Origin of the sequence: Thalassotalea eurytherma, assembly GCF_030161415.1 — a bacterium.
GTDB lineage: Bacteria > Pseudomonadota > Gammaproteobacteria > Enterobacterales > Alteromonadaceae > Thalassotalea_G > Thalassotalea_G eurytherma.
The window spans coordinates 42815-54746 of the sequence record NZ_BSSU01000014.1; the positions used below are offsets into that span (position 1 = coordinate 42815).

An 11932-nucleotide genomic window follows, 5' to 3' on the forward strand; every position below is an offset into this window, starting at 1 on the left:
CACAATGATTTCAACACCAAAAATAAACTATGAAGATTTTCGTAATAAGGTAGATGATTTTTTTTCATCTAAAAATAAAAAAATTTCTTATTAAATTAATTTTTAACAACTCATTAACACAAGTGTTAGCTATTCTTTACGTAAAAAGAAATTCTATGAAGAAAATGTCAATCGAGGCGTTTTCATTATTCCGTCCTTTCAACAATTAGATGGCTGCTATGCATCTCAGCTTAGGTGCATACGTATGCACCATATTTAATTGATGCATAACCTGATGCATACGTATGTAGATTATTGCTCTAGCAAATGACATCGGCATAATCATTTACAACTAATTACACATAGAGTACGAAACTGCGCATTAGCAATTGTTCGGCAGTATAGATAACTATTTATCGACTAAACTCTAAAAAAACAGGATGAGTCTTCCCTTATGACTAAACGTTCTTCAATTAAAAAAGCTATTGAGCACCATTTAAAATTTACGCTAGCTCATAGCAAGGATAAGAATCCTGAAGCTTTCTGGAAAGCCACAAGTTTGGCGATTAACGATATCGTTGTCGATAAACTAACAGCCACTCGCGAACGTCAAGACAAGCCTGGTGTTAAAACGGTTAACTACCTATCTCTTGAATACTTAATGGGACGCTTGTTATCAAACAACCTTCACAACCTTTCTATTTACCAAGAGGCTGAAAAAGCAGTAAAAGATTTAGGTTTTGAATTAACAGACTTATGTGAACAAGGTGCTGATTTAGCATTAGGTAATGGTGGTTTAGGACGTTTAGCGGCGTGTTTCCTCGATTCATTAGCTACACTAGATTACCCGGCAACAGGTTACGGTATTCATTACCAACACGGTTTATTTAAACAAAGCTTTGCTGATGGTCGTCAAGTTGAAACACCTGATTTATGGCGTGAATTTGGTAGCCCTTGGGAAGTGTGTCGACCAGAATCAGCACAATTAATTCCTTTATATGGTCATATTGAACACGCAGCTAACGCCGATGGCAGTACAAGTTCAAAATGGCAACCAAGCGTCACCTTAAAAGGTGTTCCATGGGATATTCCAATCGTTGGCTACAACTCAGAAACAGTAAATGTACTTCGTTTATGGGAGTCTCGCGCTGACCAAGCATTTGATTGGGATCTTTTCAATAAAGGTGACTTCTTAAATGCACACGGTAAAAACATTCAAGCTGAAACAGTATCGAAAGTTTTATACCCAAATGATGAACATGATGCAGGTAAAGAGTTACGCTTCATCCAGCAATATTTCTTCTGCGCATGTTCAATTAAAGACATCATTGCTCGCCATCAAACAATTAATGGCGTTGATTGGCAGGCATTTGCAAAAGATACCGCTATCCAATTAAACGATACTCACCCTACTATCGCAATCCTTGAATTTATGCGTGTGTTAATGGATGAATATCAGTTTAGCTATACTGATGCATGGACACTGTGTCGTGAAGTATTCGCCTACACAAACCACACGTTATTGCCAGAAGCTTTAGAAAAATGGTCACTTCCATTATTTGAACGTGTGCTGCCACGCCATTTAGAAATTTTGTACATCATAAACGAAGATTTCCTGAATAATGAAGTCGCTGTTAAATGGCCAAATGACAATGCAATGCGTGCAAAGTTATCACTGATTGAAGAAGGTGGTGAGAGAAAAGTACGTATGGCACACTTGTGTGTTGTCGCTGCTCATAAAGTAAATGGCGTTGCAGAAATTCATTCTAAGCTGGTTAAACAAGATTTATTCCCAGAATTTGACGCGCTTTATCCTGGTAAATTAACAAACGTGACAAACGGTATAACACCGCGTCGTTGGTTAAAAGCGTGTAACCCTAAGCTTTCTGCTTTGCTTAGCAAACATATCAAAGAAGATTGGGCAAAGGATCTAGACAGCCTTGCTGGATTAGAAAAACTTGCCGATGATGCCAAGCTCCAAAAAGCGTTTATGGACATCAAATTAGAGAACAAGGTTGCGCTTGCGCAAGAAATTCAAGAGAGCACAGGTGTTAGAGTAAACCCTGAAGCTATTTTTGATATTCAAATTAAGCGTTTACATGAATATAAGCGTCAGCATTTGAACTTTATACATATTGTTGCCTTATACCGTCGCTTATTAGAAAACCCGTCTTTAGAAATGCACCCACGTGTCTTCATTTTCGGCGCGAAAGCTGCACCGGGTTACCATTTAGCGAAAGAAATTATTTACGCAATTAATAAAGTTGCCGACAAAATTAACAATGACACGCGCATTCAAGACAAACTAAAAGTTGTCTTCTTACCAAACTACCGCGTAAGTCTTGCTGAGAAAATGATTCCTGCGGCTGATGTATCTGAGCAAATCTCCACTGCAGGTAAAGAAGCTTCTGGTACAGGTAACATGAAGCTAGCACTTAATGGCGCCCTAACCATTGGTACTTTAGATGGCGCTAACATAGAAATTGCTGAAGAAGTTGGCGACGACAATATCTTTATTTTCGGTAATACCGTTGAACAAGTAAAAGCACTAAAAGCGCAAGGATATAACCCTTACACCTACTACGAGCAACATGCTGAAATTAAAGCCGTATTAGATTGGTTAGATACGGATTACTTCACACCAGGTAAACCTTATGAATTATCAGCGATAAAGCATAGTTTACTCGATGGGGGTGACCCGTATTTAGTGCTAGCAGATTACCAATCGTACAGCGATGCACATCAAGCACTTGATGAAGCATACCGTGATAAAAAACGCTGGGCACGTATGGCCATTCTCAACACAGCATTAATGGGCAAGTTTAACTCAGACCGCTCAATTAATGATTATGTCAATCGTATTTGGCAAATAAAACCCTGCGTAAAGTAATGTAATTAGATACGCCCCTTTATTGGGGCGTTGGTGTTTTTTGCAATAGGAAAAATAATGACAGATTCTAACGCTGTAAAAGCGATTAAAAATGCGATACATGACCAACCACATCAAGTGCTTGGTGTATCTGCAGATGAATCAGGCTACCTAACAGTAAGCTGCTTTATGCCTTCTGCACAGCAGGTTTCTATTTACGCTAAAAATACTAAAAAGGTTATTGCGAAACTTAATAAAGTTGATGATTCGGGTTTTTTCAGTAAAAAGCTTCGTCGTAAAAAACACTTTGAATACCTGTTAGAAGTCACAATCAACGGTTCGACATCTCGTATTGAAGATCCATACGCGTTTTCACCTACGTTAGGTGAACTCGATATTCACTTGCTCAGCGAAGGCAACCACCTACACCCTTATAATATTTTGGGTGCACACCAAAAGACGATTAATGGCGTGTCAGGAGTCAGCTTTGCTGTTTGGGCACCTAACGCTAAACGCGTTTCAGTGATTGGTGAATTTAATCAATGGGATGGCAGATGTCACCCGTTAAGTAACCAATCACACAGTGGTTACTGGTCGCTATTTTTGCCCAATATCGAAGCGGGCAGCTTATACAAATTTGAACTGGTTGATTCAGACAATAATTTATTGTCATTAAAGGCAGACCCTTACGGCATTCAAGCACAATTTCGCCCTGATACTGCGTCCATTGTTAATAGCGAAAAAGACTACAAGTGGCAAGACCAAACCTGGTTAAAAGCGCGAGCAGCACGCAATAGCCGCCACGCCCCCATTAGCATCTATGAAGTGCATTTAGGGTCATGGCAACGCGACGAGAATAACGAATTTCTTAATTACCGAGAACTTGCAGACCAACTTATTCCCTACACTTTAGATATGGGATTTACCCATATTCAACTGATGCCGGTTAGTGAATTTCCTTATGACGGTTCATGGGGTTATCAACCGGTCGGTTTATTCGCGCCAACCGCCCGTTTTGGCGATGCCGACGACTTTAAATACTTTATTGACCAATGTCATCAAGCCAACCTTGGTGTATTGATTGATTGGGTGCCTGGTCATTTCCCTGTTGATCAGCACGGCTTAGCTCAGTTCGATGGCACACACCTTTTTGAACATGCTGATCCTCGTCAAGGCTTCCATCCAGATTGGAACACCTTAATTTATAATTACGGCCGAACCGAAGTTGCTAACTTCCTGCGTGCAAGCGCACTCCATTGGCTTGATCGATTTCACGTTGATGGTATTCGCGTAGATGCTGTCGCCTCGATGCTGTATTTAGATTACAGTCGAAAAGAAGGTGAATGGATTCCTAACGAACATGGTGGTCGTGAAAACTTAGAAGCGGTAGCATTTTTACAACGCTTCAATGAAGAGCTTTATCGAGAATACCCAGGCACATTTTCAGTTGCTGAAGAATCAACCTCTTGGCCGGGCGTGTCTAAGCCAACCAGTGAAGGTGGTTTAGGTTTTGGATATAAGTGGAACATGGGTTGGATGAACGACACGTTGGAATATATGAAGCGTGATCCTATTCATCGCCAGCATCATCATAATGACGTTAGTTTTGGTTTAGTTTACGCATTCGACGAAAATTTTATTCTGCCAATAAGCCATGACGAAGTTGTTCACGGAAAAGGCTCAATGATCGACCGTATGCCTGGTGATGCTTGGCAAAAATTCGCCAATTTACGCGCATATTATGGCTTTATGTGGGCACATCCTGGTAAAAAATTACTCTTTATGGGGTGTGAATTTGCTCAAGGTCCAGAATGGAACTTTGAAAAAGCCCTTGAATGGCATCAGCTTGATATTCACTGGCATAGCCAAGTGAAACAGCTGGTAAAAGATCTTAATAACGTTTATCAATCAACGCCAGCATTCTATCAACATGACTGCGAACACCAAGGCTTTGCATGGCTTGATTATGAGAATGCCGAGCAAAGCGTTTACAGCTTTATTCGTTATGGTAACGACGGTCAGCCGCCAGTCGTTGTTGTATGTAACTTCTCTAATCAGGTTTACCATAATTTTTGTGTCGGTGTACCTCAGGCCGGTCACTATCATGAAACATTAAATACCGATGCCGGCATTTATGGTGGCAGTAACCAAGGCAATTTTGGTGGAGTTTCAAGTAGCGAAAAATCAATGCATAACCAAGCTAACAGTATTGATATAACCGTACCGCCGTTAGCAACCTTAATCTTTACCTTGGCTTGCTAATATGAATATCAAGGTGTCTGCAGGCTTCCCTTACCCACTTGGTGCAACCATTACGCCCGAGGGGGTTAACTTTGCGCTATTTTCAGCCAATGCTGAAAAAGTGGAGTTATGCCTGTTTGATCGCCAAGGTAAGAGTGAACTTGTAAAAATAGAAATGCCGGAATTTACTGATGATGTTTGGCATGTTCTTATTGAAGGCATTGATGATGGTGCACTTTATGGCTACCGTGTTCATGGACCATTCGAACCGCATAATGGTCATCGCTTTAACGCGGCAAAATTACTTTTAGATCCTTACGCTAAAGCGTTAAAAGGTGAGTTTGTCGATCACCCGTCACACTATAGTTATGACTTAAATTCCTGCCAAAAAGATCTGACGTTAGATTACCAAGATAACGCCACATTCATGCCTAAATGTGTGGTCACTAACTCCTTAGGTGCGTTAACAAACAAACCACAGATTCGACGTCGCGATACCATTATTTATGAAATGCACGTAAAAGGTTTCAGTAAATTAAATAAAAAAATTCGTAAAAAGGTACGTGGTACATACGCCGCTTTGATGGAAGAAAGTAGCCTAGCGTACTTATCATCTTTAGGTGTAACAAGTGTTGAGTTATTGCCTATTCATCAATTTATTGATGAGCCATTTACTAAAGAAAAAGGCTTAGCAAACTATTGGGGTTATAACTCAATCAACTTCTTTGTACCTGACGCAAGATATGCACTCACAGACGGCAGAGAAGAATTTCGCACCATGGTAGATACGTTACATAACCGAGGCATCGAGGTTATCTTAGACGTCGTCTATAACCATAGTGCAGAAGGCAATGAACTAGGACCAACCTACAGTTTTAAGGGTATTGATAATGCCAGCTATTATCGTTTAGCCAAGCATGACAAGCGCTTTTATGAAAATTTCTCTGGCTGCGGCAATACCTTTAATATTGATCACCCGCGCGTATTGCAACTGGTCATGGATAGCCTAAGATATTGGGTAGAAACCATGGGTGTTGATGGCTTTAGGTTCGATTTAGCGACAATTTTAGGCCGTGAAACGCCTCACTTTAATCAGTTTAACCACTTCTTTAATACCATCAAGCAAGATCCAATATTGGCAGGTGTCAAACTTATTGCTGAACCATGGGACATTGGTGAAGACGGTTACCAGCTCGGGCGATTCCCTAATGCGTGGATGGAATGGAATGATCGCTATCGCGATACAGTACGTCGATTTTGGCGCGGCGATAAAGGCATGCTTGCCGACTTTGCTAACCGAATTCACGGCTCGAGTGACCTATTTGAAAACCGAAGCCGCCGCCCTAGTTCAAGTGTTAACTTTATCACCTCCCATGACGGTTACACGCTACGCGACCTTGTCAGTTATAACAACAAACATAATCAGGCTAATGGTGAAAACAACCAAGATGGTCACAATGCAAATTACAGCTGTAACTTTGGTGTTGAAGGTGAAACTAAAGACGAATTAATTAATAGCCTGCGCCTGCAACAGCAGAAGAATATATTAACAACCTTGTTTATTTCTCAAGGCACACCAATGCTATTAAGTGGTGATGAGTTTAGCCACTCACAACAAGGTAATAACAACGCCTATTGTCAGGATAACAAAACGTCTTGGCTCAATTGGCAGCAATCAGAAAATAGCGAACTGCTTGGCTTTGTTCAGGCACTTATAGCGCTACGTAAAGCACACCCTTTACTCAATAGAACCCACTACCACCACGGCAACATGATTTCAGCGAAAACCGGGCTACCGGATATTAGTTGGCTAAATTGTCGTGGTGAATTAATGCAAGAAGCACAATGGCACGATCACCATATTAAGTGTTTTGCCATGTTGCTTGCTAATACAGAGCATGAACTTAGTTGTGATGACTTTTATCAAGATGATGCTCTACTCGTCATTTTTAATGCACACGATCATGACATTCAATACCAATTGCCACAGTTAAACGGCTACTGGCAAGTAATTTTTAATACCGCAGAAACAATAACAAGACAAAATGAGAACATTGATAGAACTCAGTTAAAGGTTAGCCCTCATAGCTGCCTATTATTGAGTTTTAGCCAATCTCCTGCAGAATTTACAAAAGAGAACGAGACTTATGAACTTAATTGAGAAACTAGCAGATTTAGTTGGCTTTCATCGCAACTACATCGACGCTTTTGGCAATCAGGTACACGCCAAGGATGAAGCGCGCCAAGCTTTATTAAAGGCCATGGGATATAACATAGATCAAGACGAAGCAATCGAACAAAGCATTGCTGAACTTGAGCAACAGGCTTGGCGTAAAATACTGCCACAAGTTCATATAGCTAAATCAGAACAGCACCATCACCAAATTACCTTAAGTTTAGCTAACGGCTTAGCTGATAACTTTTCTTGGCTTATTACCACTGAGTCTGGTGAACAACACAGTGCACAAGTAGCACTTGCCGACTTACCTCAGGGCGACAGTGCCCAATTTGAAGGCACGACATTTACGCAATACTTTTTAGGGCTGCCTCGTATAGAAGATGGCTATCATCAACTATCATTAACTTACGGTGAGCAAACCGATACCTGTCATCTCATTTTTGCACCGCAAAAATGTTTCAGCCCAAATGAAGCCGCTGACTTCAAAATGTGGGGCTTTGCCGCACAGTTATATTCTTTACAAAGTGAGAATAACTGGGGCATGGGTGATTATTCCGATCTCACTAAGCTTGTTAAAGGTGCAGCAAGTAAAGGTGCTTCTGCTATCGGATTAAACCCATTACACCCGTTGTACCAAAACAATCCAGCACACCGCAGCCCTTATTCGCCGACAAGTCGTTGCTTTTTAAATACGCAATACATTGATGTTAGTGCAGCGCCGTTTTACCAAGAAACTAAAGCAGTTCAAACGCTTGTTACGTCGAAAGCATTTAAAGATAAAATCAATTTTGCTCGTTCAACCACATTGATTGACTACCCTGCAGTTGCGGATGTTAAGTATCAAGCCCTCGAATTGTTATACCCAGCATTTATTGAGAACAATGATGCTGCGTTAATCGCCGAATTTTCAGCCTTTAAAGCTAAAAATGGTGACGCGCTATTAAGACACGCAACCTTTGAAGCATTATATGAGCACTTTAGAAAACTGGATTTTCATGCTTATGGTTGGACAAAGTGGCCCGAAGCATATCAGAATCCTCATTCAGCAGAAGTAGAAGAATTTAAAGTTCAAAATCAATCGCGTATTGACTATTTCATGTACCTACAATGGCTAGCACACCGCCAATTGCTGACTGCTCAGCACAAAGCAAAAGCATCAGGCATGCCGGTTGGTTTATATCTTGATTTAGCTGTAGGTTGTGACGGTTCAGGTGTCGATGTTTGGTCAGATAAAGACGTATACGTTGCTGGTGCATCGGTAGGCGCGCCGCCTGACTTACTTAATACATTAGGCCAAGACTGGGGCTTAACACCAATTAACCCAGTTGCACTGCAAAAACAAGGCTATCAACCACTTGTGCGAGCACTGCGTTCAAATATGCAATATGCCGGTGCACTGCGTATTGACCATATTCTAGGATTAATGCGTCAATATTGGGTTGCTCCAGGCATGAAGGCTGATGAAGGTGTGTTTATTACCTACCCACTAGAAGACATTTTACGCATTATTGCCCTTGAATCTCGTCGCAGCAAATGTGTGGTTATCGGTGAAGATTTAGGTACTGTACCTGATGGCTTTGGCGAAATTATGGCTTCGGCTGGTCTATTGTCATACAAAGTTCTATTCTTTGAAACATGGGAATCAGGCTTATTTATGCGTCCAGAACAATACCCTGAGCAATCAATGGTAACAGTGTCTACTCATGACCTACCAACACTTGCTGGTTGGTGGACAGGCCGAGATTTAGAGTGGCGACAAAAGCTTAACCTATATCCAAATGAACAAATGGGCATAGATGACAGAAACTCTCGCGTTCAAGACAGAGATAACTTATTAGCGGCATTGAGCGATATGCAAGTAATCGATGTAAACAACGCACCGCAAACTTCACCTGCAATAATGAACCGTGAATTAAGCGTAGCCGTGCAAAAATACATGGCTTTAGCGCCAAGTAGAATTCAGCTTATTCCGCTGGAAGACGCCTTAGAGAATGTCGAGCAAGTTAATATTCCAGGCACAATAGACGAACACCCTAACTGGTTACAACGCATACCGGTAGTGCTAGAAAATCTATGGGAAAACGACGCGATGACTGACATCTGTCGAGCAATGCAAGAAGCACGTCCAAAACATAACGAATAATAAAAGCAGGTAAATAATGATTAAAACAACATTAAAAACACTCGCTTGTAGCGCTATTGCTTTAGCGCTTTTAGGTTGCCAAGAAGCACCTAAATCACAACAAGAAGTTACAACAACAAAAGCGCAACAAGCTCCTACTAAATTAACGGCTAGTGATTTACCCCACTACTTAAAACGCACAGTGCATGAAGAAGTATTCTACTTTGTGCTACCAGATCGTTTTCACAATGGTGATACCAGCAACGATAACGGCTCTAAAACAAAGTTAATTTCCCAAGGTGGTTTCGATAAAACCGATTACGGTATGTACCACGGCGGTGACGTACCGGGCTTAATCGAAAAAATCCCCTACTTAAAAGCGATGGGCATAAGCGCAATTTGGTTAACGCCAATTTTGCGAAACCAAGCATTACAAGCTGACGGGTCAGGCTACCACGGATACTGGGTACTCGATTTTACAGAAATTGACCCACATTTAGGTACTAACGATGATTTAAAAAACTTCATTGATACGGCTCATAAAGAAAATATCAAAGTGTATTTCGATATCATAACCAACCACACTGCTGACGTGATTAAGTTTACAGAATGTCATGGTCAAGATGGTTTAACATCTAACCCAAGTTGTACATACCGCACACTTGCTGAAGTAGAAGAAAAAGGCACGTATACGCCAGTTATTCCTGCAGGTAGTGAGAACGTCAAAGTGCCTGCATGGCTAAATGATCCTAAGTACTATCACAACCAAGGTGAAACGACATTCAAAGGTGAAGACTCAGTTTATGGTGACTTCGCTGGATTAGATGATGTCAATACAGATGATCCTGAAGTTGTAAGCGGTATGATTGATATCTTCAAAAACTTAGTGACGCAATTTAAGCCAGACGGGTTTAGAATTGATACCGTTAAACACGTAAACCTAGAATTTTGGCAAGCGTTTGCACCTGCGATTGTTGAACACGGTCAAAAGGAAGGTATACCTAACTTCTTTATGTTTGGTGAAGTATATGACTTCTCACCTAAAAATCTGAGTGTGTTTACAACAGACGGTAAGATGCAATCAGTATTAGACTTTGCACTGCAAGGCAGCTTGCGTGCGGCACTCGTTGACCAAAGTGGTACCGATGTATTAGCTGAGTTATTTGCAAAAGATAGTCATTACCTAGACGACGATTCTGACGCCAACCAATTACTGACATTTGTATCTAACCACGACATGGGACGTTTCTCATGGATGCTAAAAGATTCTGATAAAAACTATTCAATGATAGAAATCGCACAACGTGTGAAATTGGCTCATGCCCTTTTATACTTCGCTCGTGGGATTCCAGTAGTTTACTATGGTGATGAGCAAGGTTTTGTCGGTGACGGCGGTGATAAGGCATCTCGCCAAGACATGATGCCATCTTTTGTTGATAGCTATAATGACGATGACTTGTTGGCTACCGATAAGACTACAGCTGATGATAACTTTGATCAGTCACATCCATTTTACCAAGCATTTGCTGAGTACGGCTCGGTTTACTTTAGTCACGCAGCCTTAAGAAAAGGTCAGCAAAAAACAGCTTATGCGCAAGCAACACCGGGAATTTTCGCATTCACTCGCACACTTAAAGATGAACAGTACTTAGTGGTATTTAATACATCTAACGCAACAAGTGATGCATCATTTGCTCTTACAGCTAAGGCATTGACGCCAGTTTATGCAAGCGAACAAGCAGCGACAGCAACGGTTGAACAAGGTAATGTCACAACACAGTTACCAGCACTGAGTTTTGCGATTTATAAACTGTAATCGCATAACAAAGCTAGAAAATAAAAAGGGTCAGTGTAATTCAAAACACTGACCCTTTTTATTTAGCGGCACTAATTACCACTAAGCACTGTAACCTTTAATGAAAAACTGGACACTGTTTTCCAAATAGCGACGAATTTCTTCATCTGATAATTGATCTTTGAGGTTGAACTCTAGTCTCAACCACGCTTCTCCTCTCATCACAGACAAAAACTGTACCGCAGCGGCGCGAGCATCTTTTATCGCTAGCGCACCAGACTGACCAATGTTGTCCATTAACTCTGTCACTTCTAGGATGAACGGTTCAGGGCCAGCTTTATAGAAAAGCTCAGATAGCTGGGGATGTGATTCAGATTCAAAGGCACATATTTTGTGAACCGCCATCGCTTCTTTTGAACTAATCAGTTCGAAGAAGCGTATTGCTAGGTCGAGCAGAAAATTAGATAAATCATCATTAGGTTGAAAAACCATTTGGCTTAAATCATAAGCGATACACTTTTGTTCGATAGAAGCAGAAAATAATTCTTCTTTATTGCCAAAATGGCTATATACCGTTTGTTTTGAAACATTAGCTAACTTAGCAATGTTATCCATACTCGTTTCTGCAAAACCATTATCGGTAAATAATGTTGTTGCCGCATCAAGTATTTGCTGGCGTTTCACTTCATTTTTAGGGCGTATACGGCTCATTGTTCACCTAAATTTATTATCTATTTAACGCATTCT

The 11932-nt window shown here is 40.9% G+C and carries 6 protein-coding genes; 5 read left to right on the forward strand and 1 reads right to left on the reverse strand.

The window, feature by feature from the left end; all coding sequences use genetic code 11:
* Window positions 1-433 precede the first annotated feature (433 nt).
* Genes QQK02_RS13990 through QQK02_RS14010 form a run of 5 tightly spaced genes read left to right on the forward strand, consistent with a single transcriptional unit; the run spans window position 434 to window position 11206 of the window.
* Entirely contained in the window at window positions 434-2869 is a 2436-nt protein-coding gene (locus QQK02_RS13990) for a glycogen/starch/alpha-glucan phosphorylase (protein ID WP_284208702.1), read from the forward strand.
* Window positions 2870-2926: 57 nt separating this feature from the next.
* Entirely contained in the window at window positions 2927-5110 is a 2184-nt protein-coding gene (gene glgB, locus QQK02_RS13995; protein WP_284208704.1) for a 1,4-alpha-glucan branching protein GlgB, read from the forward strand.
* A 1-nt stretch (window position 5111) separates the two neighbouring features.
* Window positions 5112-7250 carry a glycogen debranching protein GlgX gene (gene glgX, locus QQK02_RS14000; RefSeq protein WP_284208706.1) on the forward strand — a complete coding sequence of 713 codons (2139 nt, stop codon included), beginning with the start codon at window positions 5112-5114 and terminating at the stop codon, window positions 7248-7250.
* Window positions 7237-9411, forward strand: a complete 2175-nt coding sequence (gene malQ, locus QQK02_RS14005; protein ID WP_284208707.1) for a 4-alpha-glucanotransferase — start codon at window positions 7237-7239, stop codon at window positions 9409-9411. Before glgX ends, malQ begins: the two co-directional genes overlap by 14 nt.
* 16 nt (window positions 9412-9427) lie before the next feature.
* Window positions 9428-11206, forward strand: coding sequence for an alpha-amylase family glycosyl hydrolase (locus QQK02_RS14010; RefSeq protein ID WP_284208708.1), 1779 nt, complete (start codon window positions 9428-9430; stop codon window positions 11204-11206).
* An 81-nt stretch (window positions 11207-11287) separates the two neighbouring features.
* On the opposite strand, the gene QQK02_RS14015 is transcribed toward QQK02_RS14010, so the two are convergent.
* Entirely contained in the window at window positions 11288-11896 is a 609-nt protein-coding gene (locus QQK02_RS14015) for a TetR/AcrR family transcriptional regulator (RefSeq protein WP_284208709.1), read from the reverse strand.
* Between the last annotated feature and the right edge of the window lie 36 nt (window positions 11897-11932).

What these genes read in the sequence shown, in the direction of transcription:
- QQK02_RS13990 (WP_284208702.1), top strand. Translation starts at nt 434, where the DNA reads ATGACTAAACGTTCTTCAATTAAAAAAGCTATTGAGCACCATTTAAAA.
- glgB (WP_284208704.1), top strand. Translation starts at nt 2,927, where the DNA reads ATGACAGATTCTAACGCTGTAAAAGCGATTAAAAATGCGATACATGAC.
- glgX (WP_284208706.1), top strand. Translation starts at nt 5,112, where the DNA reads ATGAATATCAAGGTGTCTGCAGGCTTCCCTTACCCACTTGGTGCAACC.
- malQ (WP_284208707.1), top strand. Translation starts at nt 7,237, where the DNA reads ATGAACTTAATTGAGAAACTAGCAGATTTAGTTGGCTTTCATCGCAAC.
- QQK02_RS14010 (WP_284208708.1), top strand. Translation starts at nt 9,428, where the DNA reads ATGATTAAAACAACATTAAAAACACTCGCTTGTAGCGCTATTGCTTTA.
- QQK02_RS14015 (WP_284208709.1), bottom strand. Translation starts at nt 11,896, where the DNA reads ATGAGCCGTATACGCCCTAAAAATGAAGTGAAACGCCAGCAAATACTT.